This is a genomic window from Labedaea rhizosphaerae (assembly GCF_004362825.1).
Lineage (GTDB): Bacteria > Actinomycetota > Actinomycetes > Mycobacteriales > Pseudonocardiaceae > Labedaea > Labedaea rhizosphaerae.
Genome location: NZ_SNXZ01000002.1, coordinates 480386 through 507134 on the forward strand (window position 1 = coordinate 480386; position 26749 = coordinate 507134).

The window sequence follows — 26749 nt, forward strand, 5'->3', positions numbered from 1 at the left end:
AACGAAACCGAGGGAATCTCATGACTGCGGCAGATCTCATCCGCGGCTGGAGCGAGAACTTGACTGCCGGTTACTTCATGACCGGGGTAGTCACCGCGACCCAATCGGGTACGGCGGATGCCGGTAGCGGTTCGGTCGCGGCGTATTCAGCCATCACGTTGACGAAGAACGGTGACGGCTCCATCGGCTCGTCGCCGGCCAGCGTGCTCTTCAGCGATCGCCAGGCGAGCATCGCCGGTCGTCCGATCCAGCCGTTCGATGCCGCGCACGGCGACTCGAGCGCTTTCACCCTTTCGCTGGACGGGTTGCTGCACATCCACAGTGTCACCTGGAATGGCAATGACGTGATCGTCCTGCAGGACATGGGCAACGGGGTAATGGCGGGGTTGGGTGCCTCCATCGGGAACACCGGCCATCGGGCATTGTGGGTTGTGGCGGTCGATCCGACGATTGCCCGGATTCCCGGCTGATCCTCGACCTCCCGATCAACCGGTCCACGCGCCGGTGATCGGCGCAGCTTGTGCCGCCGCGCCCACGGAAAGGTCGAGCCGCAGCATCCGCACGTGAGCTCAGGTACCCGAGGTCTTCAACCCCGTGGCGCTGATGGGAACCAGCACCCGATCGGACCGGTCCAGGTGGCCCTCCTCGAACAGTCGCACCAGACCGGCCGTGGCGACCGCGGAGGTGTACTCGACGAAGACCCCTTGCGCGGCAAGCTCTTCGTGCGATCGGCGCAAGGCGTCGTCGTCGACCGCGACGAGCATGCCGCCGCTGGCCGTCACGGCTTCGATGATCTGACGCCCGCGTGGTGGCCGGCGCGTGCAGATGCCTTGCGCAAGGGTCGGCTCCAAAGCGACCTCGGCGGGCTCCGGCGAACCGGCGGCCCATGCGGTCGCCAGCGGCGCGCACGCCGTGGACTGCACCCCGAAGATCTTGGGCACCCTGGCTGCCAGTCCGGACTCGTGCAGTGCCGCGAACCCACGCGCGGCACCGAGGAGCAGGGTCCCCGCGCCGACCGGCAGGACGACCGCGTCGGGGACGTCGTGCCCGAACTGTTCCCACACCTCGAAGGCGAAGGTCTCCATGCCGGCGACGAACATCGGGTTCCAGCAGTGCGACGCGTAAAAACCGTCCGCTGCCCAGGAAATCGCCGCGTTGGTGACGTCCTCCCGGTTCCCGTCGACCTCGTGCAGCACGGCGCCGTACGCGGCGATCTGGGCCAGCTTCGCGCGAGCGGACGCGCGCGGGGTGAACACGTGGCACGTCAACCCGGCCGACGCGGAATACGCGGCCAGCGAGGCGCCGGCGTTGCCGGAGGAGTCCACGACGACCTCCGATGCCCCGTGCGTGGCGAGCCAGCGCACCATCAGCGCGCTGCCGCGGTCCTTGAAAGACCCGGTCGGCAAGGCACCTTCGAGCTTCAGCGTCACGTGTGCGCCGCCGACCCGGGCCCGCACCAGCGGGGTCGTCGGCTCCCCCAGGGACAGCACCTCCGACACGGGTAACCACGGCAGGTAGCGCCAGACGCCTTGGGCCGGTTCGCTGAGCAGCGCCGTGGAAGGCCGCGTCCGCCTCAGGTGCTCGGCGTCGACGTCGAGCACACCCCCGCAGGCCTTGCAGTTCCAGTCGAGCGGACCGGCGACGACGTCGCACACCGAACAGCGAAGATCAGGTCCGTCCACGGGTGCTCAGTCCTCCTCGACGAGGACGAGCGCCTCGACCTCGACCGGTGAGTTCATCGGCAGGCAGGCGACGCCGACCACCGATCGGGCGTGTTCGCCGCGCTCGCCCAGGTACTCGATGAACGCACTCGACGCGCCGTTGGCGACGATGTGGTGGTCGCGGAAGTCCGTTGTGCTGGCGACGAAAGCCGTGACCTTCAGGATCTCCTGGACCCGGTCGAGGTCGCCGAGTTCCTGGCGCAGCAACGCAAGAACGTTGAGCGCGCATTGCCTCGCGCATTCCTGTCCCTGCTCCAGGGTGAGTTCCCCGCCGAGCCGGCCGAGGTGGACGAAAGTGCCTTCACGCGCCGCGACCTGGCCGGAGACGTGGATCTGCCGCCCGATCCGCTTGAACGGGAGGTACCGCGCGAACGGGGCTAGCGGAGACGGCAGTGGCTTGGGCGCGTCAACCGGGTTCACCGGGGTGGACACCACCATCACCTCCCTTGCTGTCTCGGGGGCACGGGCTTGACGCTCGACGCTAGTGAGCCTCAGACTAACCGTCAAGGAGCTGGACTAAGCGTCTAACCCGCGCCGGCTGAATGGACGGGCAATGAGGTTCGAGGCATCCCCGGACGAGATCGTCGCCACCGCTGGGGATGTGCTGGTCCTGCCCGTCCACCCCGCTGAGCCGCTCTCGCCGCTCCCGCCGGTGACGGCGGAAATCGGTGCGGCAACCGGGGTCGACCTGCGGGCGCTGGTCGCCAGGCGCGGGCTTCGGCGGGCCGGCGATCACTGCTGGGTGCCGTCCGCCGGCGGCATCGCGTGCCCGGACCTGCTGCTCGTCTGCGTCGGCGGCCCGGACGCCACGGACGTCACGGACGTCGCCGACCTGCGCGAGGCCGCGATGCGCTGTGCGCGGCTGCTCGATCAGCCGGTCGTGGTGTGCGCGCTCGACCGTGTGGTGACGCCGGGCTGGGACCCGACCCGGGTCGTGGTCGAGGCCATGGCCATCGGCCTGTACCGCTTCGACCGGTATCGCTCGGCCGACACCGGACCAGGCGTCGAGCGCGTCGTCCTGCCCGGTTCGGATCCCGATGTCGTCCACACCGCGGCCGTGATCGGCGCGGCGACGAACTTCGCCCGCGACCTCACCAACACCCCGGCCGCCGACCTCACCCCGGCGGCGTTCGCGGGGATCTGCGCGGAGAAGGCTAGCGAACTCGGCCTGGGTTACCGCGAGCTCGGCGTGGCCGAACTCGAGGAGGGTGGGTTCGGCGGGATCCTCGGTGTCGGCGCCGGCAGCGCCAACCCGCCGGTCCTGGTGTGCCTGGAGTCCGGCGACCCGGCGGCGCCGGCCACGGCACTGGTCGGCAAGGGCATCACGTTCGACAGCGGCGGCCTGACGCTCAAGGGCTCGCTGGACGCGATCGTCACCATGAAGGACGACATGGGCGGCGCGGCCGCGGTGCTCGCGGCGCTGACCGCGGTGCGCGCGTTGGGTGTCGACACGCATCTTCGCGTCTACCTGCCGTGCGCCGAGAACGCGCTGGGCCCGCGATCCCAGCGCCCCGGTGACGTCCTGCGCCACCGCGGGGGCCGCACCTGCGAGGTGGTCAACCCGGACGCCGAGGGCCGGCTCGTCCTCGCCGACGCACTCGCCTATGCCCGCGAGGCGACGCCCGCGCGGATCGTGGACGTCGCGACGCTCACCGGCAGCACTGGGCTCGGTCCCGACATCTGGGGGATCATGGGTTCCTCACAGTCCCTTGTGGACGCATTGCTGCGGGCCGGGACGGCCACCGGCGACCCCGGCTGGCAACTCCCGCTCTGGGAGGGTTACCGGAAGAACCTTCGATCCGAGGTCGCGGACCTGCGCAACCACCAGGCCGACATGTCGAAGTTCTGGAACCACAAAGCGATCTGGGCCGGGCTCTACCTCAGCGAGTTCGTCGCGGACACGCCGTGGGCGCACCTGGACATCGCCGCGACGGTGTTCCGCAACCGCGCGGACGACGTCTGGGCGGCCGGCGCGACCGGCACCGCGACCAGAGCCCTCATCGAGTTCCTGCGGACCGAGCGGGTCTGACGTCCAGCGCGACCCCGACGAGCGCATCCACGCCGATGGGGATGCACCGCTCGTCGACGTCGAAGCCCGACTGGTGCAGATCAGCAGCCGCGGGGACACCTGGCTCGCGAACCCCCAACCGTGCCAGGGCGCCGGGCACTTGGTCGACGTACCAAGCGAAATCCTCGCCCCCGAGGCTCTGCTCGCACTCGCGCACGTCGACGCCCGCCATGGAACGCACGACGGCGTCGAGGCGGCCGACGCACGCCGCGTCGTTGACCACCGGTGGCACGCCTCGGATGTGCGAGATCTCGACGCCAACGCCGTACGGGGTGGCGACGGAGCGGATCAGCTCGTCGACCAATGGCGGCAAGGACTCCCACACCGGACGGGAGAGCGTCCGGAGCCGGCCACGCACGACGCCGGAGTCGGGGATCGCGTTCGGGGCCGACCCCGCCGCGATGTGCCCCCAGACGAGGATCAACGCCGCGCGGGGATCGACGCGGCGGGCCAGCACCGCGGGCACCTGCGATACGACGGCGGCGAGGGCGGCGACCAGATCGGCGGTCAGGTGTCCCCGGGCGCTGTGGCCGCCCGGGCCGGTGAGCCGCACTTCGAGGTGGTCGCTGGCGCCGGTGATCGGCCCGGCCCGCAGCCCGATGCCGCCGACCTCGATCGACGGATCGCAGTGCAGTGCGTAGATCTCCTCGATCCCGTCCAGGCCGCCTGCCTTGATCACGTCGACGGCACCACCCGGCCACTCCTCCTCGGCGGGCTGGAAGACCAGTCGCACCCCGTGCGGGAGTTCGCCACGGGCGGCCAGTCGAGCGAGGGCGAGCCCGGCGCCGAGGACCACGACGGTGTGGACGTCGTGACCGCAGGCGTGCGCGACCCCCGCGACCGTCGACCGGTACTCGACGTCCTTCGTGTCCGGAATCGGCAACGCGTCGATGTCGGCCCGCAGCGCGACGCGTGCGGGCGCCGGTCCGATGTCGCACAGCACCCCCGTTCCGCCGGGCAGCACGCGTGGGGTCAGACCCGCGCGAGTCAGCACCGCGGCGACGAGTTCGGTCGTGCGGTGCTCCTGCCATGGCAGCTCGGGATGCGCGTGCAGCTCGCGCCTCAGCTCGACCAGCATCCGCAGCTGGTCATCGGAGCGGGCGGCTGCTGTCTTGGCTGGGATGTCTACGGACAGCGCCATCACCTGTTCCCGGCAGCGGGTTGGCCTTGACGCTTGAACGCTAGCCAGCGTAAGACTGTTCGTCAATGGTGTGGACTAAGTGTCCAGACAGGAGGGTTTCGTTGGAGGCGCAGGCATCCCCGCCGGCCGAGCTCCTGTCCGGCGCCGAGCAGTTCTGGCACGACGAAGGCCTTCCCGCCCTCGAGGAGTTCATCCGGATCCCCGCGCTGTCACCGGACTTCGACCCGGAATGGGAACGCAACGGGTACCTCATGGCCGCCGCCGAGCACATCCGCGGCTGGGCCGATCGGCAAGGCCTCGACGACGCGACCGCCGAGATCCTCCGGCTTCCCGGGTTGACACCCGTTGTCGTCGTGGACGTTCCCGCATTCCCCGTGGCGCGGGAAAGCACCCGGCCCACCCTGCTCTACGGCCACCTCGACAAGCAGCCGCCCGCGGGCCCGTGGCACCTCGGCGCGGGACCCTTCGAACCGACGCGAACGGGCGACGCGCTCTACGGCCGGGGTGCGGCCGATGACGGCTACGCCGTGTTCGCCGCCCTGGGCGCGCTGCGCCTGTTGCGGGAGCAGGGCCACCGCCACGGCCGGTGCGTGATCCTCGTGGAAGCGAGCGAGGAGAGCATGAGTGCCCACCTCGCGCCGTACCTCGACGATGCGCGGTTCCAGTCGCTCGTCGGCCCGGCCGGGCCCGGGTTGGCGATCTGCCTCGACTCCGGAAGTCCCACCTACGACCGGCTTTGGGTGACGACGTCGATGCGCGGGCACGCGGTCGCGACGGTCCGCGTCGACGTGCTGGCCGAGGAGGCGCACAGCGGCGGGTGGGGTGGCGTCGTGCCGGACTCCTACCGGCTGGTGCGGCAGTTGTTGTCCCGCATCGAGGACGAGCACACCGGCAGGATCCTGGTCGACGAGTGCTACGCCGAAGTTCCGCCGTACCGGGTCGCGGAGCTCGAGGCGCTGGCCCGCGACGGCGGGCCCGCGGCACTCGGCCGCGTGCCGCGACTACCCGGCGCGCCAACAGATCCGGCCCCGTCCGGCGCGGAGCTCGTCCGCTTGTTGCGCGCCCAGACCTGGGAGCCCGCGCTGGCCGTCACCGGTGCCGGCGGCCTGCCCGCGGTGGCGGACGGCGGGAGCGTCATCCGGCCGTTCACGACGCTGAAGCTGTCGATCCGGCTCGCGCCCTCGGCCGATCCCGAGCGCGCCTCCGATGCCCTGCGCACAGCGCTGACGACGAACCCGCCGGCCGGCGCGCGGGTGACGTTCGAACTGCTCAACCTCGGTGCCGGATTCGACGCGCCGCGCCGCGCGGACTGGCTGGACAAGGCGATCACGGACGCGTCCCACCACTACTTCGGGCTACCGGCCGCGGCGGTCGGTCGCGGCGGCACGAACCCGTTCCTGAGCACGATGCGCGCGCGGTTCCCGGATGCGCAGATCCTGGCGACCGGGGTGCTGGGGCCCGGCTCGAACGCCCACGCGCCCGACGAGATGTTGCACCTCCCGACGGCGCACAAGCTCACCGCCTGCGTGGCCCACATCCTCGGTGCCGTGCCGTGAACGGGTTCGTGGTCGCCAGCCGCAACGGCGAGCTCGGCATCGGCGCCGCCATCGAGGTCCTGCGCCGAGGCGGTAGCGCGCTCGACGCGGTGGAGGCCGGCACCCGGCTCGTGGAGGCCAGCGAGGCCGACACGAGCGTCGGCCGGGGCGGGCTGCCGAACGTGCTCGGCGAGGTCGAGCTGGACGCCTCGATCATGGACGGGTCGACGCGTGCGGCCGGGGCCGTCGGGGCCGTCCGCGACTACCAGCACGCGATCACGCTCGCCCGCCGGGTGATGGAGGACCTGCCGCACGTCACCTTGGCCGGACCGGGTGCCGAACGGTTCGCCGCCGCACTCGGCATGGACCGCACGACGTTGCTGACCCCGGCCAGCCGCGAGTTGTGGCGCACGCACATGGTCGAGCGGCTCGGGGGTGACGCGGAAGCTGTGCGCTCGTTGCTGGCGCTTCCCGACCGCGCCGACGACGAGCCCGCCGCGGTGGCGGGTCACGTGCGGCGGATGCTCGACCCGAACCGCAACACCGGCACGGTCAACTTCATCGCACGCGACCAGGACGGGCACATCGCCAGCGCGGTGAGCACGAGCGGCTGGGAGTGGAAACACCCAGGACGCCTCGGGGACACGCCGCTGATCGGTGCGGGCAACTACGCCGACGACCGCTACGGCGCCGCGACCTGCACCGGGCACGGCGAGGTGACCACCCGGTGCGGCACGGCACGCAGTGTCGTGCTGTACCTGAAGCTGGGAATGTCCCTTGTGGACTCCCTGACCGAGGCGGCGCTGGACACCGAAACGCTGGACGACCCGCAAAGTGGCGGGATCGAGATCCTCGCCGTCGACCGGGACGGCGGGTACGCGGCGGTGATCACCGGCGCGGACCGGGCCGAGCAGGACGCGACGTTCGTCCACCAGTCCACGGACATGGCGGAGTTCGCGGTGCTCCCCCGCCGCCTGATCAGTGCGGAAGCGCCGCCCAAACCCCGGTGATCGCCTCCATCGCCGGGTCGCGCCCGGCGCGCAAGCAAGCGAACGTCGGCGGCGCGTACAGCTCGGGCGCGATCCACCTGCGATGGTCGAACGGCCACGAGTTCTGCCAGTGGACGTCCGACACGTTGACCCGGATCCCGCGGTGCGGCAACCGGAACGGCGTGGTCTCGCCGACGAAGTTGGGCCGCGACCCGGTCGGCTCGCCGACGAAGATCGCGTCGGTGCCCGCCTCGATGGCCGTCGCGACGTACTGCCCGGCCGAGAACGTCCGACGCCCGATGACGACGAAGAGGCTCCCCCGCCGGTTGATCCGCCTGCTGCCGGTCAGGCCGTTCAGGAGCGGTCGCACGAGCATGTTGTTGCCGCCGCCGTTCCAGCGCAGGTCGACCACCAGCCGTTCGATCTCGTGGCGGTCGATGAACTCGAACAGGCGCCGTGCGAAGGCCTCGATCGACTCGTGCGGGTGGTCGCGAATGGTGTTGAACTGGAAGTAGACCGCCCGCTGCTCGGGCAGGTGCTCGAACCAGTAAAAGGCCTCGCAGTTGCGCAGGTAGAGCGGTGGCCGATCGGTCGACGTGTCCGAAAAGGACAGCCAGCCCGGCGGCGCGGGCAGCTCGTTTCGCTGCGCCCATGCGCCGGGCGTGGCGCTCAGGGTGACGTCGGTGGACCGCCGGTCCGGGGCCCAGAGGCCCAGCGTGACCCGGTCGGGGGCGTGCGTCAGGTCCAACGCGTGCAGGATCGGCACTCGCCGCAGGACTTGCACGATGCGTTCTCGTGCCCCGTATTCGTTGTCCTTGTTGACCAAAGGGCCCAGTGCGTCGAGCACTTCGGCCACCTCTCGCCCGTCGAACCTTTCGACCTCGGCGCCGAGCAGGTCCTGGTGTTCGGGGGTGGCGGCCACGACGAACAGCCCCTCCGGGAACAGGGAGAACTGCACCGGCAGGAGCAGGCTCAGCTCGGGATCGCCCGCGGGGACCTCGACGAAGCCGTGCCCGTCGTCCAGCTGGGCCACCAGCTTGGTCAGCTCCACCACGATCCGCGCGTCGGACAACCGCGGCACGGCCGCCACCAGCGCCTCGACATCCAGCGTCGGCGCAGGACGCGGGGCACGCCGGCGGATCTCATCGGCCAGCGCTTCGAGGTTGGTGCGCCAGCCGTCGTCTCGCCCGAGCCCGGCCCGCGGGACCGAGCCGAGGAGCTCGCGAAAACGCGGGTGGCCGCACACCTTCCGGAACCGCTCGTCGTCCGCCAGCCCGGCGACGTCGCGGTAGCCACTCGCGACGGCATCGCACAACGCGGCCACAGCCTGGTCGGTGTCCCCCAGCTCGGCGTGACACCACGCCACCCGGTACCGGAGCTCGCCGGGAGCGACGGTGTCCTCCCGTGTCGCCGAGACCCCCAGCACGAGGACCTGCTCGAGCGCGGCGAGTGCGCCCGCGAAGTCGGCGAGGTGGAACCGGGCCTGCGCCAACCGTTCCCAGTGGTCGCCGTTGACCGGGTTGGCGGCGACCACGTGCTCCCACGTCGTCGCCGCTTCGGCCCACGCCGCGCGGCTGGAGTAGGCCTCCGCGCGGGCGACGGCGCGGAGCTGGTCGGCGCCGCTCACCATCGCTTCCCCCACTCGTCCCGCATGGCCTGGACGTTTAGTCCAACTCCATTACAGATAGTCTCAGCGCGGACACGGTGGGCGTCAAGTGCCCCGACGCGCGCGTGCGAGCCGAGGCGATCCGGGCGTCTCGTGGTTTGGTGTCCACATCGGAACGGCGAACAAGCGGACACGTGCGAAGAGCGAGGATCAGCCATGGTTGAGCAGGGTGCGGCACAGCTGACCGCCAAGCAGCAGGCCGAAGCCGACCGGTTGTTCGCCACCATGACGACGGTGATCTCCGGCCTCCAGCAGACCTTCGGGCCGACCAGCGAGATCGTCCTGCACGACTACCGGCAGCCCGAGCACTCGGCCATCGCCGTCGCCGGGAAGGTCACCGACCGGGCCGTCGGGTCGCCGATGAGCGAGATCGGCCTGAGCCTGATGCGCCAGGGCGACGCCGCCGAGGACAAGCTCAACTACCTGATCCGGCTGCCCGGCGGGCGCGTGGTGAAATCCTCGACGATGTTGCTGCGGATCACCGGCGGCCGGGTGGTCGGGGCCTTGTGCGTCAACGTCGACGTCACCGAGGTCCGGCGGGTCGCCCGGCTCCTCACCGAGTTCTCCGCGGGTGGCGAGCAGGCCGCGACGCCGACGCCGATCTCGACGTTCGGCAACGACGTCTCGCAGGTCATCGACGCCGCCCTGGACAAGGTCGAGCGCGACCTGGACCTCGGGTCGCTCGACCGGCTCAGCAGCGCCGAGTGGTCGACCGTCTTCCGCGCGCTGGAAGAACTCGGCGTCTTCCAGCTGCGCCGCGGGGTTCCGCTCGTGGCCGAGCGGCTCGGCCTGTCCCGCGCGTCCGCCTACAACTACCTCGCGCGCGTGCGTGAGGAAAGCCGGTCGCCGAAGTAGCCCGGTCGGACCAATCCCTTGACGGCCGGCGCCGACCGCCCTAAGACTATCTGTCGATGGCCTAGACCAAGCGTCCAGAATCCGGCCGCGAACCTCGTTGACGGTTCGCCGAGCGGCCGATGAAGGAGCTCGCCGTGAAGCTTCGTGGTCGACAGAGTCGCCGTATCGGCGCCGGTTTAGCGGCGGCCGCACTCGCCGTGGGCATGGCCGCGTGCGGCAGCGTGGACGCCGACTCCGCAAACGGGTCGACCGCGGTGGTGGCCCAGGCCGGCACGCAGGTCAACTACATCTTCCCGTTCTACGGTCCGCAGTACGCGACCGTGCAGAACGTGCAACAGTTCCAGCGGCTGATGTACCGGCCGCTGTACTGGTTCGGCAAGGGCGCCGACCCCGTGCTCAACGAGGACCTCTCCCTGGCCGACCCGCCGGTCTGGTCGAACGGCAACCGCGTCGCCAAGGTCCACCTCAAGGACTTCCGGTGGTCCAACGGCGAGAAGCTCACGCCCAAGAACGTCGCGTTCTGGCTCGGGCTTGCCCGCACCGAGAAGAAGAACTGGGCCTACTACACGGCCGGTTCGATCCCGGACGACCTCGCCTCGGTGGCCTACGACGACGCCGCCAACACGGTCACGTTCACCCTGAACAAGGCGGTCGCCCCGGACGGGTTCCTGAACGCGGAGCTGGGCCAGATCACGCCGTTCCCCATCGCCTGGGACGTCACCGGTTCCGGTACCAAGGGCAGCTGCGCGTCCGAGGACACGGCGGCGCAGGCCACCTCGTGCCCAGCCGTCTACGACTACCTCAGCGGGCAGGCCAAGGACCAGAGCACATACACCTCCAGTCCATTGTGGAGCGTCGTGAACGGACCGTTCACGCTCGCGTCCTACCAGCGCGGGACCCAGTACACGTTCAAGCCCAACACGAAGTACTCCGGCCCGGTCAAGGCGAAGCTCGCGGCGCTGACGTTCAAGTTCTTCCAGTCCGACGCGGCCGAGTACAACGCCCTGCTGTCGAAATCCGTCGACGTCGGCTACATCCCGACCTCGAACCTGAAGCCGAAGGCACCGGGCTCGCCCACCGGTCCGAGCCCGGTCCCGGGCTACCAGCTCGACCCGGTGCCCTTCCTGGCCTACTTCAGCGTCCAGATGAACTACAACAACCCCGATGCCGGCCCGCTGTTCCGCCAGCTGTACATCCGGCAGGCGCTGCAACTCGTGGTCAACCAGGACCTGGCGGTGCAGAAAGCCAACCAGGGCTACGGGTTCGCGCAGTACGGCCCCATCCCGCAGCAGCCGGTCACCCCGTACGTCTCCAAGGCGACGACGTCGAACCCCTATCCGTTCGACGTCGACCGGGCGAAGCACCTGCTCCAGTCGCACGGGTGGTCGGTCGCCGGCTCCGGCACGGCCACCTGCGACAACCCGGGCACCGGTCCGGCCCAGTGCGGTGCGGGCATCCCGAAGGGCAAGGCGCTCGAGTTCAAGCTCGAGGAGACCGCGGGCAACACCCGGGTCGAGCAGATCATGCAGCAGTTCGCCTCCGACGCGAGCGGCGCGGGGATCACGATCCACCTGGCCAAGGAGACCGGGAACCAGGTGGTCGGCAACCTCATCGCCTGCAAGCCGGACGAGGCGACCTGCGGCTGGCAGATGATCAACGCCGGGGCCAACGGGTACTCCTCGCCCTTCCCGTCGGGCAAGGACTACTTCGGGACGGGGGCGAGCCAGAACTTCGGCAGCTACTCGGACCCGCGGATGGACCAGCTCATCGACGCCACCCTGACCTCCTCGGATCGCGGTGCGATGGCGGACTACGAGCGATACGCCGCCGAGCAGGTGCCGAGCATCTGGCAGCCGTCCTTCCCGTTGCAGGTCGCCGCCGTGTCCGACCGGGTCAAGGGCGCGGCCCCGCTGAACCGCGCGCTCACCCCGGAGTACTGGTCGTTGTCCTAGCCCCACACCAGGACCAGGAGCCGCGCAGGTGGAGGGGACGACATGACCCGGTACGTCGCCAGTCGGCTGGGCCAGGCGGTGGCGGTCCTCTTCGTCGTGACCCTGATCGTCTACACGCTCATCCACTCGCTGCCCAACGGCGCGGGCCGGGCGCTGCTGGGACAGCTGGCCACGCCCGAGCAGATCGCCCGGTTCAACCACGAGCAGGGCTACGACAAACCGCTGCCGGTGCAGTACGGCATCTGGATCGGGCACCTGTTCGGCGGCGACCTGGGCTACTCCTCCTACCTCAACCAATCGGTCGGCTCGGCGGTCTGGCAGGCGGTACCGAAGACGTTGTTCCTCACCGCGGCGGCCACGCTGGTGTCGCTGGCCATCGCGATGCCGCTGGCCATCCTGCAAGCGGTGCGGCGCAACAAGCTTTCGGACTACGTGGTGAGCGGCTTCTCCTTCGTCCTCTACGCCATGCCGTCGTTCTTCCTCGGGCTCGTCCTGGTGATCCTGTTCGCCGTGCGCCTGCGCATGTTCCCGACCGAGGCGCCGCAGACGAGCTCACTGGCCGAGATCCTGCACGACCTGCGGGCGATGGTCCTGCCGATCGCCACGCTGTCCCTCGGCTCGGTGGCGTGGTTCTGCCGCTACCTGCGCTCGTCGTTGCTGGACGGCATGAGCGAGGACTGGGTGCGCACCGCGCGGGCCAAAGGGGCGAACGGCCGCCGGGTCATGTGGCGCCACGTGCTTCGGGCGTCGTTGTGCCCGGTCGTCACGTTGCTCGGCATGAACGTGACCTGGATGCTGTCGGGCAGCATCGTCGTCGAGCAGATCTTCAACTACCCCGGCGTCGGGCTCCTGTTCTGGAATTCGGCTCAGGCCAACGACTTCCCCGTCGTGCTCGCCATCGTGCTGCTCGTCGGCTTCGCGACGGTGATGGGGAACCTCCTCGCGGACATCGGCTACGCGATCCTGGATCCCCGGGTCCGCGACCGGTCCGCGGTGACCCGGACGGGCGGCGCGCCATGACGATGAACCCGGAGTCGCTCGACCCGCCGGATCCGGCACCGGCCGGGGAACGGACCGACCGATCGCCCGGACGCGCGTTCGCCCGCGTGTTCGCCGAGAACCGCCTTGCCCTGGTCGGCCTGCTCATCCTCGCCGCACTGGTGCTCTTCTGCTTCGCAGGCCCGCTGTTGCACCACACCGACCAGGCGCACTCGCAGCTCTCCGACGCGAACCTCCCGCCGGGCTCGCCTGGGCATCCACTGGGGACCGACGACGTCGGGTTCGACGTGCTGGGGCGGTTGATGGTGGGCGGTCAGGCATCGCTCGAGATCGGCATCGCGGCCGCGTTGTTCGCGACGGTGTTCGGGGCGCTGTGGGGTGCGATCGCCGCGGTGATCGGCGGTCCCGTCGACGCCGTCATGATGCGTGTCGTCGACGGCATCGCCTCGATCCCCGCGCTGTTCCTGCTGATAGCGCTGGCGAAGATGGTGACGTTCTCGGTGCCGTTCCTCATCGTGGTGATCGCGATGCTGGCTTGGCTCGGACCGGCGCGCCTGATCCGCGGCGAGTCGCTGACGATCATCGGCAAGGAGTTCGTCGAGGCGGTCCGCGGCATGGGCGGGCGCAATCCCCGCATCGTCGTCCGGCACCTGCTGCCGAACACGATCGGGACCATCGCCGTCAACGCGACCTTCCAGGTCGCCGACGCGATCCTGGCCGTCGCCGGGCTGGGCTACCTCGGCATCGGCGTCCCGCCCCCGCAGCCGGACTGGGGCTCGTCGCTGGCCAACGGCATCACGTTCGCCTACGCCGGCTACTGGTGGCTGATCATCCCGGCCGGAACCGCGATCGTGCTCGTCGTCATCGCGTTCAACTTCGTCGGCGACGGGCTGCGGGACGCCTTCTTCGTCAAGAACCGCGCGCGAGGGTGAGGAAGGCCGTGACCCCAGTGCTGCAAGTCGACGGCCTGACCGTCGAGTTCGCGTTGCGCGACGGCGCGTCGACGGCCGTCGACGGTGTCTCGTTCCACCTCGGCGAAGGCGAAAGCCTGGGCCTGGTCGGTGAATCCGGCTGTGGCAAGACGACGACCGGCCTGGCGATCATGGGCCTGCTGCCCGCCGCCGCCCGCGTCACCAGCGGCTCGATCCGGCTGCTCGGCGAGGAACTCCTGGGCCTGCCCGAGCCCGCCTTGTGTGCGGTGCGCGGCGACCAGCTGGGCATGATCTTCCAGGACCCGCTCAGCTCGCTGCACCCCATGAAGACCGTCGGTGCCCAGGTGGCCGAGGTCGTCCGGATCCACCGCGGCGTCTCGGCCAAGCAGGCCCGCGCCCGGGCGCTCGAGGTGCTCGACCTCGTCGAGATCCCGCGGCCCGCCGAGCGGTTCGACGCCTACCCGCACCAGTTGTCCGGTGGCCTGCGCCAGCGGGTGATGATCGGCATCGCGCTCGCGTGCGAGCCCCGGCTGTTGATCGCCGACGAGCCCACCACCGCGCTCGACGTCACGATCCAGGCGCAGATCCTCGACCTCATCGACCGGCTCCGCGCGGAACTGCGGATGGCGGTCCTGTTCATCACCCACGACATGGGCGTGATCGCGGGGCACACGGACCGGGTGCAGGTCATGTACGCCGGGCAGATCATCGAGGACGCCACCACCGAGGAGGTCTTCGCGCGCATCCGCCACCCGTACACCGAGGCCCTGATGGCGTCGGTGCCGCGGCTGGACCAGGACCCCTCGGTCCGGCTGGCCGGCATCCCCGGCAACGCCCCGGAGCTGACCCAGCCGATCGAGCACTGCCGGTTCGCGCCGCGGTGCCGGCACGTCCGGCCCGACTGCTGGGGGCAGCCACCGGCCCTGATCCAGGCCGTCGACGCGGGCGACGGCCACCGGGTCGCGTGCATCCACCAAGCCGGCACCGGCGAGGCTCGTGCGAGCACGCGCGTCGAGGTGGCCGGCGAACCGGCGGGTGCGGACGAGCCAGGCGAGGACCGTCGCCCGGCGATCTTGGCGGTCGAGCACCTGGTCCGGGACTTCCCGCTCTCGTCGGGCATCCTGCGGCGCAGGCCCAGGCGCAGGCACGGTGCGGTGGTGAGCGCCGTGGCCGACGTGTCCTTCGCGATCCGCCGCGGCGAATCCTTCGGCCTGGTCGGTGAATCCGGCTCGGGCAAGACCACCGTGGGCCGCCTGGCCGTCGCCCTCGACCGGCCGACCGCGGGCGCGGTCCACATCGACGGGAGCCCGGTCAGCGAGCTGCGCGGTTCGATGCTGCGCCGCAAGCGCCGAGAGTTCCAGATGATGTTCCAGGACCCGTACGCCTCACTGGACCCACGGATGCACGTCGGCGCCATCCTCCAGGAGCCGCTGGCGATCCAGGGCGTCGGGAGTCGCGCCGAACGACGCCGGATCGTGCGGGACCTGCTGGACGAGGTCGGTCTGCCGGCCAGGTCCGTCGAGCGCTACCCCCACGAGTTCTCCGGCGGTCAGCGCCAGCGCATCGGCCTGGCCCGGGCCCTGGTGCTCGATCCCAAGCTGGTCGTCGCGGACGAGCCGGTGTCGGCCCTCGACGTCGCGATCCAGGCTCAGATCCTGAACCTGCTCAAGGGTCTGCAGGCCACCCGCGGCCTCACCTACCTGTTCATCTCCCACGACCTCGCCGTGGTCCGGTACATGGCCGAGCGCATCGGCGTGCTGTACCTCGGCAAGCTCGTGGAAGTCGGTCCGGCACGCCGGATCTACGAGAGCAGCGCCCACCCGTACACACGCGCCTTGATCGACGCGATCCCGGTGCCGGATGTGTCGCAAGCCCGAAGCAGGACCCGGCACATCGGCGGCGAGCTTCCCTCGGCGACCAACCCTCCGAGCGGTTGCCGGTTCCGCACCCGGTGCCCCTTGGCGCAGCCGGTGTGCGCGCAGGAGGAGCCACCGATGCGGCCGTTCGGGCCGGACCACTTCGGTGCTTGCCACTTCCCGCTCCAGCGCCCCGTCCCAACGCAACCCAACGAGTGGGCCGTCGCGTCGCCCACCCAGATCCGCAGGCCGCGATGAGTTCCATGCACATCGAGGGGTCGCGGACCGGCCCTCGTCGGTCCGCGACCCCGTTGCCGGTTCCTGGTGTCAGCGGTTCGTGGCCGCCACGTTGGCCGGCGTCACGAAGCTGCCGCTGTTGACCTGGAACGTGGTCTGCACCGACAGCGTCCCGCCCGCCGGGATGGTGCCCGTACCGGTGACCACGACGTGACCGGTGTTGCTGACGATCGTGCCCGGGTTGACCGTCCACAGGTACTCGCTGGTCGGGATGTCGAAGGTGACCTTCCACCCGGTGACCGCCGTGCTGCCCGTGTTGGTGATGGTCACGTGGCCGAACGCGCCCCACCCGTAGTCGTAGTCGAGGGTGAACGCCGCCTTCAGGGTGCTGGTCGACGCCGGGTTGATCGTCCAGGTGAAGCTCGCCTGGGCGGTCTTGCCGTTCGCGTCGGTCACGGTGACGGTGGTCGCCGACTGGCCGGCGGTGGTGGGCGTGCCCGAGATCGTCCCGGACGAGCTGTCGATCGACAGACCGGCAGGCAAACCACTGGCGCTGAACGAATACGGCGTGGTGCCGCCGGTCGCCTTGATCGGCAGGTTCACCGCTTGGCCCACCGTGCCGGTCTGGTTACCGGGGTTGGTGATCGCCGGCTGACCGACCGCGGTCACCGTCCAGTTGAACGTTGCCGTGCCCGACTTGCCTGCGCTGTCGGTCGCGGTCACCGTCACCGCCGTCGGCCCACCCGCGGTGGTGGGCGTGCCCGAGATCGCCCCGGACGAGCTGTCGATCGACAGACCGGCAGGCAACCCCTTGGCGCTGAACGTGTACGGGCTGGTGCCGCCGCTCGCGGTGATCTTCAGGTTGACCGCCTGGCCCACCGTGCTGCTCTGGTCACCCGGGTTCTGCACGGTCACTGAACCGTTGCCGCCACCGGGAAGCAGGCCCGCGGTGCCGTTGGGCGTGCCGAGACCGGTCGGGCCGTCCCAGCCGGTGCCCGCGTTGCAGACCACCGTGCCGCAGCCGCCGTTGCTGCCCGAGGTGATGTCGTTGAAGTTGCCCGGGTGCGCGTACGGGTAGGACGCCGCGTTGTCGCCGCTGTTCGGCGCGCCGGCCAGCGCCCAGATGCCCGCCACGATCGGGGTGGCGAGGCTGGTGCCGCCCCACTGCGACGTCGCGCCGTTCTGGTAGATCACGATGCCGGTGTTGGGGTCGCCCTCGGCGGAGATGTCGGACGTGGCGCGTTTGCTGCAGCTGGTCGTGACGTTCTGGTAGCTCGGCTTGCCGAACTTGCTCGAGCAGCCGCTGCCACCCTTGTTCCACGCCGTTTCGGTGAAGCCACGGCTGTTGCTCGACGGCGTCAACGTGGTGCCGCCGACCGCGACGACCTCCGGCGAGCTGGCCGGGTACTCGGTCGAACTGCCGGACTCGGTGCCGTTGTCACCGGTCGCCGCGGCGATCATGACGCCCGGGTGGTTGTAGTGGGTCTCCGAGTCCGACGGGATGGAACTCTCGTGATCGGCGTAGCTGTTGGAGACGAACTTCGCGCCCAACCGCACGGCACTGTCCACCGCCTCCCCGAGGTCGGTGTCGTCGTTGGTGTTGCCCTCGACGAGCAGGATGTGGCAGTCGGGGCAGACCGCGCTGACCGCGTCCACGTCGATGGTCATCTCGGTGGCCCAGCCCGAGTCGGTTTGCGTGGGCAGGTTGCTCGAGCCGTCCTGGCCGACGACCTTGAGACAGCCGTTGGCCTTGGTGCACGGCGGAAGGCCCCAGTGGCTGCGGTAGTCGCCCAGGTCCCGTTCGATGTTGGGGTCGTGGAAGGCGTCGACGACGGCGACCGTCGCGCCGTTGCTCTTCAGGCCGGTGACGCCGTAGGCCTTCTGCAGGTCGGTGGGGCTGACCGCGGTCGCGGGCGCGGCGCTGGTGCCGGGAACGAGCTGGATCGCCTGGCACTTGGCGTGACCGGCCGGTGCGGTGGCACACGAGGCGGGCACGAGTTGGGGCACGGTGGCGGCCGAGGCCACGGGTGCCTGGCCGACCGCCACCCCCAAGCCGGCGGCGAGCAGAGCCGCACCGGTCACCGCTAGGCGCCGCACAGCTGACACAACACGCATTTGCTGGGTCCATCCCTTCTGTCCGCGCACACCCATGACTGGGCTGCCCACTCATTTGTGGCCACGAGGACCTCGGCCTCCAGGAACAACAGGCACAACCGGCGGACCACCGGCAGGAACAAACCGCGTGCGCATCGGCAACTGGGAATCCTCGACATCGGCACTAGCCCGGACGGACCATTGGTGCCGTGCCGATCACCGACAGCGCGGCGACGTTCGGGGCGGTACTCGGCCGCCTGCGCCGCGCGGCCGGCCTCACCCAGGAGGAGCTCGCGGAGCGCTGCGGCCTGAGCGTGCGCGGGGTCGGCAACCTGGAACGCGGCGCCCGCAGACCGCGCAAGTTCACCGTGGAGTTGCTGGCCGACGGGCTCGGCCTGATCGGCGAAGATCGCTCGGCCTTGTTCGAGGCCGCACGCGTGGCGCACCAGAGCGCCGTTCGGGATCGCGCGCCGCGGCCGGTCACCGGCCTGGTCGGCCGGGACAGCGCGCTGGCTTGCGTGGTGGAGCACCTGTCGGGCTCGGGCGCGCCGATGCTCCTGGTGACCGGGGCCGCCGGGATCGGCAAGTCGTCCCTGCTGGCCGAGGCCGCGACGCTGGCCGCCGCGGCGGGCATGACGGTGTTGCGCGCCGAGCACGAGCGCTTCGGCGACGTGCCGTACGCACCGGTCGTCGACGCCGTCGTCGCGCACATGCGCGCGCTGCCTGAACCGGTTTCGTGTGCTCCGTCCGAGGACCGCGCGTGGCCGGTCATGCCGTCGCATCGCACGCGCATGGCCGACGCCGTGACCAGGTTCCTGATCGGCGCCCGCGGCCCGCACGGCCTGCTGCTGGTGCTCGACGACCTGCACCGGGCCGGCCCGGACGGGCTCGAGCTGGTGGCCGAGGTGACGAAAGCCGGGCACCCGCACGGGATCCGGGTGATCGCCGCGTACCGGGACGGCGAGGTACCAGCCGACGGCCCGCTGGCCGACCTGGTCGATGGTCTGCTGCGGGCCGACCTCGTCGGGCACTGCCCCCTCGGGCCGCTCGCCGCGCCCGCCGCGGATGCGTTGGTACGGCAGGCCGCGGGAACCGACGACCTGCCACCCGACGCGGTGCAGCGCGCGCTCAGGCTGGCCGGCGGACTGCCGCTGTACCTGGTCCACCTCGGGAAGGCGCTCGCCGACCAGGACGCCGGCTCAGGCGGGCTGCCGTGGAGCTTGACGTGCTTGGTGCGCAAGCAGATCAGCGCGCTGCCCACCGCCACCGCCGACTTGCTGACCCTGCTCGCCGTCGGCACGGGCCGCCTGGGCGTGAACCGGCTGGCCGCGGCGATGGCATGCCCGGTCGCGGACCTGCCCGCGCTCCTCGCGCCGGCGCGGGCCGCGCGGCTGCTCGACGAGACCGACGACGGCGTGCGGCTGACCCACGAGCTGGTCGCCGAGGTCATCCAGGCCGACCTCGGCCCGACCCGCCGCCACGCACTGCGGCAGCGGCTCGCCGAGACGGCGAGCACCCCACCGGTCTCGCGCGGCACGCTGCCCGCGTACCCCGTCAACCAGGCCCGGGACGTCGAGCGGGTTTACACCGCCGTTCGCGAGGCTACCGCGCAGGCGGCCGCCGGCCGGCACCTTGCCGAACTGGTCGACTTGCTCGACCGTGTCGACCGCGGGTGCGTGGCGACGGACAACGCCGCCGACGCCGAAGAGGCGCTCGCCACGGCGTTGGCCGCGGCAGGTCGCTACGACGAGGCGCTGGCCACCGCGGAGCGGGCACTGCTCGCCCACCGACGGCACGGCAACAGCGACCGGGAGCAGCTGCTGACCGCGCGGATCGGCCACCTGCACGCGTTGCGCGGCTCGCCGCGGGAGGGCCTTGCGCGACTGGCGACCGCGTTCGCCGACGGCGACGGCGCGCCGTCGTTGCCGGCCCAGCTGCACCTGGCGAAGGCGGCCAACCTGTACCAAAGCGCACGCCACCGCGAAGCCAGGGACGAATGCTCGCGCTCGATCGCCGCGGCGACCAAGCACCAGGACGACCGTGCGATCGCGGCCGGGCCCCTGTGGCGTGGCCGCGCCGCGCGGTTGCTCAGCGACAACACGAATGCCCTGGCCGACCTGCACGCCGCGGCGTCACTCGCCGAGCTCTCCGGGGACACCGACACGCTCGTCCGCGCGCTGACCGGTGTTGCCGTGATCGCGCACTACCGGGGCGAGCTGACCAGAGCGGACCAGCAGTACCTGCGCATCCTCACGCTGGCCGAGCAGCATGGTGACCAGGAGGTGCTCAGCCGCGCGGTGTGCAACGCGGGCGCGAGCGCGTTGTGGCTCGGGGACTGGAAGGCCGCCTACGAGCGGTTCGACCGGGCACGGCTGCTGGGCAGCGGTGGCCCGGCGCTGTGCGAGGGCTGGGCGCTGGTGTGCCGGGGCACCTTGATGATCGCCGCGGGCGGGTTCGAGACCGTGGTGCCCGACCTGCACCGCGCCATCGCGATCGGTCGCGCCACCGGCAACCTCGACCTGGTCCGCAACGCCACGGCCACCGTCGCCGAGGGCGAGCTGCGCCGCGGTGCGGGCGAGCGCGCGATGCGGCTGCTGCTGCCCGTGCTCGACCCGACCGACGAGCAGGATTGGCAGGTCACCGACATGCTGCCAGTGGTTGCCGAGGCGTGTCTCGTCGCGGGCAGGCATGCCGAAGCCGAGCGGTTCGCCGCGGACGCCGTTCGCCGCGCCGAGAGCGTCGACCACCTGCTGGCACTGACCGATGCGTTGCGCGTCACCGCGCTCGTACGGGCCGAACTGGGTCAGCGTGGCGAGGCCGCCGAGGCGTTGGACGAGGCGCTCACGTTGGCCGAGCGGATGGGCTCGCCACCGCTGGAGGCACGTGTGCGCGCGGCCTGGGCCCACGTCGCACGAAGCCAGGGCCGCGCCACAACGGCCGAACGGGAGCGTGACAAGGCCACGCGGCTGTTCACGGCGCTGCGCGCGGACCTGCGCACCGCCGTCTGACGGCCGGGCAGGTTCGTCCGCCGACGTTGCGGCTCATGCTTTCGTGATGGTGAACCGGTAGTCGACCGGGTGAGCGGCCGCGGACCAGACCACGATGAGGTAGTGCCTGCCCGGTTCGAGGTCGGCGAGCGGGATGTCGAAACACGGCCCGGCGGGGCTGTAGGCGCGTGGCTGCGGCCCGTCCTCCACAACGGCGACGGCGACGCCCTCGCACGGTGCACCACCGGTCAGCTTGATCTTCGTCGGTTCCGTTACGGTCAGCGCGTGCAGGTCGACCCGGCCGGGCACGTCCAGCCGACCGTCCACTGTGGAGCCGAGGGTGGTGGGCAGCCTGCGCTCCTTGGCTGTCACGACCCGGAACGAGTAGGCACCGCCCGCCTCGTCGGGCCGGGAGACCACCAGCTGGTAGCTGCCGTGGGGCACGACCCGCCACTGGTTGTTGCGGGTGACCATGAAGCCCGGCTGCTGTCCCCCGTCTGGTCCGGCGATCTCGATCCGCAACGCGGGCGGGTCGCCCGTGACGTCCTCGAGCTGCACGACCGTCGCGTCACCGACGTCGAGCGGGTACACGACCTTGCCCGCCTTCTGCGTGATCTGCCCGCGAACCGTGTCACCGTCGTGCAGCGTGCCGTTGGGGTGCACCGTGTCCGGAGTGCCGCCGTTATCGGTGTTCGGTGAGGTCGCCGCGCTCGCCTGGTCCTGCGCCGCGCTGGTCACGAAGTCCGACTGCCCGGTCAACGCGACGTCGAGCACGCAGTCGTCCAGGAACGGCGCCGCCGTGACACCGACCGACCGGCAGATCTGCTCGGCCGTCGCGGTGTCCAGGTCCGCGCGCGTGACCTCGTCGTCCGGGAAGGTCGGATCGGCGAACGTCTTGGGACTCTGACCGCTCGGGTAGTCGAACAGCGAGGTCGCCGCGGTGACCTGCCAGCCCGGCGCGAACACCCGGTACAGCTGGTCGAACGACGGGCTCGCCGGCAGCGCCGACCCGCTCGGGCTCGCGAGGTCGTTGTCCGGGTTCCCGTCGAAGTCGCCGAGCAGTCCCCTGGTGCTGCCGCGGCGCGCGGTCGACGCCAGCACATCGACCTTGAGCCCCCAGCCACCGGTCACCTGCACCCACACCCGCGAGCCGTCCGGCCACCGCACCTCGTACTGGTCGCCGCCGTGGGTCAAGGTGCCGCCCTTGGGCAGTTTCGTGGACCCGGTGAACTCGCGGTCGATGCCGTTGAGCCGGACCCGCAGACCGGTGTCCTCCTGGTAGATCCCCAGCCGGTCTCCGGCAACCGCCATCGCGACCGCGCGGTTCACGCTGACCTGCCGAGAACCGGGATACGGCACCTGGCGAACCTGGACCTGCAGATCGGTTCCGGACCGGACGGCGACGAATTCCCCGGCCGCCTGCAGGTCGTAGTGCCGACCATCGAATGTGGACAGGTGCGGGTCGCCGTTGGTGCCCGCGCACCCAGATCCGGTGCAGATGTCGCTGGCGTTGGTGGGCCGGGGTGGCCCGGACGCGAGCTCGCACCCGTCGCCGGGCGGCAGCGTCACACCGCCGTAGCCGGTGCGCTGCGGCAGGCCCTGACCGGCGCGGTAGGCGTTCTCGGCCCGCGTGGCCTCCAGTTCGGTCCGTTCGATGGTTCCGTTGCCCGACAAGCACAAACCGGGTTTCTGCTCGCCTCGGGAGATCTGGTAGGCGTGGAACAGCTCGTGGTACAGCTCGGCGCAGTCGTTGGCCGGGGTGCCGTCGCTGTAGGGCGCCGTCGAATTCGGATCCCAGCTGATGATCGCGTCGGTGCCGACCTTGTTGGTCGCGTCCTGCGGGTTCGGGGTGTACGTGGCGCCGCGGGGCACGACCCCTTTCGCGATCACGATCAGCCTGTCGGTGCTGTTGATCCAGTCGATGATCTTCGACGGATCGCCGCCGGGCTTGCCGAACCCCGCCATGCACCGGGCTTCCGCGGCGGCGAACTTCGGGTCGGGCTTGGCGTCCGGTCTCGGTTTGGGTTGCACCAGAACCTTGGCACTGGCCGGATGGCTGGGCACTGTCGCCCAGAACGCCTGTGCGGCGAGCATCAGCAGGACCACTGCCGCCGCCCCGCGATGCCGGCGGGCCAAGAGGATCCAGCCGACGACGGCGAGCAGCACCACACCACCGCCGAGCACCCACCACCACGGGAACGAGGGCGGGTGCGCCGGCGCGCCGACGGTGAACGAAACCGTGACCGGGTTGCTGAAGCCGGGGCAGGCACGCTTCGCCTCGTTCGCAACGGCCGGGTAGCCATAGACGACAGTGGCCGTGTACCGGCCCGCGCGGCCGACCGGCCAGCGGCTGAGCACGTTCTGCCCCGTGGCCGACAAGGAGACCGCGTTCAGCACCGGTTCGGTGTCCCCAGGTCCGCCGGTCAGCTCGAGCGGCGCGGCACGCCCCGGTGCGGACAGGCTCGCGCCAAGCTGGTCGGCGAGGCTGTCGCTGTAGCCGATCGTGGTCAGCGCGGGCCGCACGGGGGCCCCGTCCACGGTGAGATCGGTGATCGACAGCGTGCCCGAGCCCAGCGAGCTGAGCAGGCAGGACCGGCCGTCCGCGACGGTCACGGTGAACCGCAGCCGCACCGGATCGCCGAGCGTGTAGGTCGAACTGGACGCGCCACCCGCGAGCGTCACGCCGCCGGCTTGAGCACCCGCTGGGCCGCCAGTGGCCAGTCCCGCACCCCACACCACGGCAACGACCAGTGCCGCCCGCGCCAGCCACCGTGCGCCACCCATTCGCTTCTCCCTCGCGTTCGACCCGTTGATCAGAGCGGGCCGAACGGCCGCTGATACATCAACAGCGGATCTTCCTGGGTACCGGCAGAGGGAAGCAGGTGCTCAAGCGGGGCATGCACGGAGCCTGCGCGTGGGCCGCTCTGATCTCACGACAACGGGTGGTGATCGACCAGTTCCTGGGGCGCGGTCAGCCGCCACGCCTCGTACAGCAGTTCGTTCAGCTCGTCCTCGGCGATCCGGCTCAGGTGGATGACGACCCAGCCGAAACCGCCCGCGGTGAACTGCTTTTCGAACACGTCCGGGCGCTCGGCCACGAGCGCAACCTGTTCGGACAACGTCTGCTTCAACCCAACCGTCTTCGTCCGCGGCCAGTGGTAGCCGAAGCGCTTCCCGGCGACGCTGAACGACAGGTAGTCGCGCGCCTTCGCCCGCTGCACCCCGGCGAGGCCGTCGACCATCCGCAGGAACCGTTCACTGGGCACACCCACGCCGCCATTCTCCCCTGGCCGCCCGGCCTGCGCGAACGTGTACGTGCTTGCCCTTGTCGTTCTTGGCCGCAGGTTCGAATCCTGCCCAATCGGGGAACGGACGCAGGTGCGTGTGAGCGTCAAACGTTGCGTGCCAGACGGGCCGCGGACAGCACCAGGATTGACGACAGCGCCCAGCCGAGCAGCGTTGCGACGTCGAGCAGCCACTCGACGAGACGCCCGTTCGGCGCATGCGGGTCCGGGTACCAGGTCGCGCGCTGGTTCAGCGACACCAATGGCACCACGGTGTCCACGGCGTAGAAGAACGGGTTGAAGCACCGCACCTGACCGTCGCCGCACGGGTCGGCGCGGGCGGGTGTCGACGCGGGCACCACGAACTCACCGGTCAGCTCGGGCGATGCCGGGGCCGGGTCGACGGTGATGACCCGGCCGCCGGGTGAGTAGACGTTGCCGCGTGGATCGGTGGCGCGCATGGTGTCTAGGCCCATCGGGAGCTGTGCGATCAGGAACACCAGCCCGAGCAACAGCACCAATGGCCAGCCGGCCCGGCCGGGCCGGTATCCGTAACCGAACAGGCCGTACACGGAATGCACGGCCGCCCGGGGCCAGCGGCTCCACGGCCGCCTTGCCGACATCGACTCCCGGTGCGCCTGGCGCCGCTGCATGATCAGCAACTGCTCGGCATCGGCCGGGCGACCGTGCTGGCGGAAGACCGTGGCCGCCTGTTCGTACGGTCCGGAGTCGAACGTCGCCTGCCGGGCCAGCCATCGAGCGCGTGCCTTGCCATCCCAGCCGAGCGAGCCGTACCGCTCGTAGGTCATGCCACTGACGGCAAAGCGTTCCGGCCAGCGATCGGGGTCGTCGGCGAGCACGGTCGTGCGGCTGGAGATGAAGGTGACGCTGGACTCCACCCGACGCCAGGTCAGGTACATGCCGCCCTGTGCCACGGTGGACTCGGCGTCGATCGCGGGCAGGTCTGCCGTGCTGACGAACTCGCCGTCACGCAGGTCCAGTCGGCCCTCGATGATCGATCGGCGCAGCATCACGCCGCCGTTCGAGGCGAACCCGTCGGTCAGCCGCACCGAGCCGCGCACGCGCGCACCGAGCAGCCGCACCGTGAGCGCGCCCGGGTTGTCCAAGGTGGCGCCGCTCATATCGAGGGTGTTGCCGAGGTCGGCGCCACGGAGGTTGAGCAACCCGCCTTCGGCCCGCAGCCCTTGCAGCTCGACGTCCCCGGCGACGCGCACGGAGCTGGCCGCGAGCAACGACCGGCCGCCCGGCCGGCTCAGGGAGATCCGTTGCAGCGTCACGTTTCCACTGATCGTCGCGCCCTCGAGCCGAAGCGTCCCGGCGACCTCGACGCCCTCGTGAAGGATCAGTCCAGAGCGCAACTCGGCGTTGGTGAGGTCCAGCGCAGTGCCGTCCGGCGCGTCGAGCACACAGCCGGAACCGAATCGGACGGTGCCGAAGTCGCCGAGCGAGAAGTCGATGCTGCCGCGGATCGTGCAGTCGCCGTCGAAGGTCACGTCTCCGTTGACCGACAGGCGCGGCGCCCAGATTGCCTCTTTGTCACCGGTCGCGGTCAACTCCGCGTTGCGGACGCGTACGTACCCGGCGATCCGGGCCGAACTCATCCAGATCCAGCCGTTGATCACCGGCCGGCGGGCGCCGACCTCCGCCGTCATCACGACGTTGCCGCCGATCACCGCCTCGTCCATGTTGACCGCAGGTCCGCCCGGGTTGTCGATCCGGGCACCGGAGAAGTTCACCGATCCGGCGATGCTCGCGCCCAGCAGCCGGACCTCGCCGTTCGCCACGAACCCGTTGACCAGCTGGATCGCGCCGCCCACGCGAAGCTGATCCGCCTGGATGGCCCGCTCACCATCCGCGTCGACCCGAGTGCCGATGCACAGCAGGCGACCACCGATCTCGGCCTCACAGAGCCAGATCGCCGAGCGCTTGATGGTGCTTGCCACGCTGATCGCGCCGCGGCCGTGCGAACCGGACAGGTCAAGGTCGTGCTCTACATGCACGCCGTTGGCCTGCAAACCCTTGTCCAAGCGGCAGTTGGTCAACGCCAATTCATGCAACCGGGCGCTGTCCACCCGGACGACATCGCTGAACGTGCAATCGTCGAACCGCAGCGGAACCGGCACCGTCAGCCCACTGAGATCCAGCGACCCCCGCACCTCGCCACGACGGATGAGCAAACCACGGGGATCCACCCCATCCAGATCAAGGCAGACCGCACGCACCACGTCCGCGTCGAGGCGACCTCCGGCCAGGTCAGCCCATACGCCACGCCGCCCGGCCCGCAGCAGCGCCCTCCTACCCATCACCACCGCCGAAGATCGGAAACATCCACCGGAACGTCGAGCCATCCCCATGGCTCGTTACAAGACGGTAGGGCCAGATCGACGGAGGCAGGGTCCGCGGCCTGGCCGC

At 70.6% G+C, this 26749-nt stretch carries 18 protein-coding genes; 10 read left to right on the forward strand and 8 right to left on the reverse strand.

Annotated features, from left to right (window positions below):
* The first annotated feature begins 20 nt into the window (after positions 1 to 20).
* On the forward strand, positions 21 to 470 hold the full coding sequence (locus tag EV186_RS11520; RefSeq protein WP_133849228.1) for a hypothetical protein: 450 nt from the start codon (positions 21 to 23) through the stop codon (positions 468 to 470).
* Positions 471 to 569: 99 nt separating this feature from the next.
* Here the strand turns inward: EV186_RS11520 and EV186_RS11525 are convergent, their stop codons facing one another.
* Together EV186_RS11525 and EV186_RS11530 are read right to left on the reverse strand one after the other, a co-directional pair.
* Positions 570 to 1682, reverse strand: coding sequence for a pyridoxal-phosphate dependent enzyme (locus EV186_RS11525; RefSeq protein WP_133849229.1), 1113 nt, complete (start codon positions 1680 to 1682; stop codon positions 570 to 572).
* A 6-nt stretch (positions 1683 to 1688) separates the two neighbouring features.
* Entirely contained in the window at positions 1689 to 2153 is a 465-nt protein-coding gene (locus tag EV186_RS11530; protein ID WP_208115568.1) for a RidA family protein, read from the reverse strand.
* A 121-nt stretch (positions 2154 to 2274) separates the two neighbouring features.
* On the opposite strand from EV186_RS11530, the gene EV186_RS11535 reads away from it, so the two are divergent.
* A complete protein-coding gene (locus EV186_RS11535) occupies positions 2275 to 3750 on the forward strand; it encodes a leucyl aminopeptidase family protein (protein WP_133849230.1) in 1476 nt (491 codons plus the stop codon).
* On the opposite strand, the gene EV186_RS11540 is transcribed toward EV186_RS11535, so the two are convergent.
* On the reverse strand, positions 3719 to 4930 hold the full coding sequence (locus tag EV186_RS11540; RefSeq protein ID WP_133849231.1) for an amidohydrolase: 1212 nt from the start codon (positions 4928 to 4930) through the stop codon (positions 3719 to 3721). The genes EV186_RS11535 and EV186_RS11540 overlap by 32 nt on opposite strands.
* 101 nt (positions 4931 to 5031) lie before the next feature.
* Here EV186_RS11540 and EV186_RS11545 point away from each other — a divergent pair, with 101 nt between their 5' ends.
* Positions 5032 to 6486, forward strand: coding sequence for a M20/M25/M40 family metallo-hydrolase (locus tag EV186_RS11545; protein ID WP_208115569.1), 1455 nt, complete (start codon positions 5032 to 5034; stop codon positions 6484 to 6486).
* Positions 6483 to 7475 (forward strand): isoaspartyl peptidase/L-asparaginase, encoded by a 993-nt coding sequence (locus tag EV186_RS11550; protein ID WP_208115570.1) that lies wholly within the window; start codon positions 6483 to 6485, stop codon positions 7473 to 7475. Before EV186_RS11545 ends, EV186_RS11550 begins: the two co-directional genes overlap by 4 nt.
* On the opposite strand, the gene EV186_RS11555 is transcribed toward EV186_RS11550, so the two are convergent.
* Entirely contained in the window at positions 7444 to 9096 is a 1653-nt protein-coding gene (locus EV186_RS11555) for a TPR end-of-group domain-containing protein (protein ID WP_133849233.1), read from the reverse strand. The genes EV186_RS11550 and EV186_RS11555 overlap by 32 nt on opposite strands.
* A gap of 180 nt (positions 9097 to 9276) precedes the next feature.
* Between EV186_RS11555 and EV186_RS11560 the strand changes: the two genes are divergently transcribed.
* The 5 genes from EV186_RS11560 to EV186_RS11580 all read left to right on the forward strand — a co-directional run bounded on the left by EV186_RS11560 (position 9277) and on the right by EV186_RS11580 (position 15972).
* Positions 9277 to 9975 carry a helix-turn-helix transcriptional regulator gene (locus EV186_RS11560; protein WP_133849234.1) on the forward strand — a complete coding sequence of 233 codons (699 nt, stop codon included), beginning with the start codon at positions 9277 to 9279 and terminating at the stop codon, positions 9973 to 9975.
* 134 nt (positions 9976 to 10109) lie between these two features.
* Entirely contained in the window at positions 10110 to 11927 is a 1818-nt protein-coding gene (locus EV186_RS11565) for an ABC transporter substrate-binding protein (protein ID WP_166659123.1), read from the forward strand.
* Between the two features lie 42 nt (positions 11928 to 11969).
* Complete coding sequence (locus EV186_RS11570) at positions 11970 to 12947, forward strand: ABC transporter permease (protein WP_133849236.1); 978 nt, start codon at positions 11970 to 11972, stop codon at positions 12945 to 12947.
* Positions 12944 to 13858: an ABC transporter permease gene (locus EV186_RS11575; protein ID WP_133849237.1), complete on the forward strand. Its 915-nt coding sequence runs from the start codon at positions 12944 to 12946 to the stop codon at positions 13856 to 13858. Before EV186_RS11570 ends, EV186_RS11575 begins: the two co-directional genes overlap by 4 nt.
* 8 nt (positions 13859 to 13866) lie before the next feature.
* Positions 13867 to 15972: a dipeptide ABC transporter ATP-binding protein gene (locus EV186_RS11580; RefSeq protein ID WP_208115571.1), complete on the forward strand. Its 2106-nt coding sequence runs from the start codon at positions 13867 to 13869 to the stop codon at positions 15970 to 15972.
* A gap of 69 nt (positions 15973 to 16041) precedes the next feature.
* Here the strand turns inward: EV186_RS11580 and EV186_RS11585 are convergent, their stop codons facing one another.
* Positions 16042 to 18033: a putative Ig domain-containing protein gene (locus EV186_RS11585; protein ID WP_166659124.1), complete on the reverse strand. Its 1992-nt coding sequence runs from the start codon at positions 18031 to 18033 to the stop codon at positions 16042 to 16044.
* Between the two features lie 221 nt (positions 18034 to 18254).
* Between EV186_RS11585 and EV186_RS11590 the strand changes: the two genes are divergently transcribed.
* The gene (locus tag EV186_RS11590) at positions 18255 to 21053 is read left to right on the forward strand and encodes an AAA family ATPase (protein ID WP_133849240.1); all 2799 of its coding nucleotides are present in this window, start codon (positions 18255 to 18257) and stop codon (positions 21051 to 21053) included.
* A 33-nt stretch (positions 21054 to 21086) separates the two neighbouring features.
* On the opposite strand, the gene EV186_RS11595 is transcribed toward EV186_RS11590, so the two are convergent.
* The 3 genes from EV186_RS11595 to EV186_RS11605 all read right to left on the reverse strand — a co-directional run bounded on the left by EV186_RS11595 (position 21087) and on the right by EV186_RS11605 (position 26685).
* Positions 21087 to 23816: a VWD domain-containing protein gene (locus EV186_RS11595; RefSeq protein ID WP_133849241.1), complete on the reverse strand. Its 2730-nt coding sequence runs from the start codon at positions 23814 to 23816 to the stop codon at positions 21087 to 21089.
* 146 nt (positions 23817 to 23962) lie between these two features.
* Positions 23963 to 24304, reverse strand: a complete 342-nt coding sequence (locus tag EV186_RS11600; protein ID WP_243753975.1) for an MmcQ/YjbR family DNA-binding protein — start codon at positions 24302 to 24304, stop codon at positions 23963 to 23965.
* A gap of 119 nt (positions 24305 to 24423) precedes the next feature.
* On the reverse strand, positions 24424 to 26685 hold the full coding sequence (locus tag EV186_RS11605) for a translocation/assembly module TamB domain-containing protein (RefSeq protein WP_133849242.1): 2262 nt from the start codon (positions 26683 to 26685) through the stop codon (positions 24424 to 24426).
* Between the last annotated feature and the right edge of the window lie 64 nt (positions 26686 to 26749).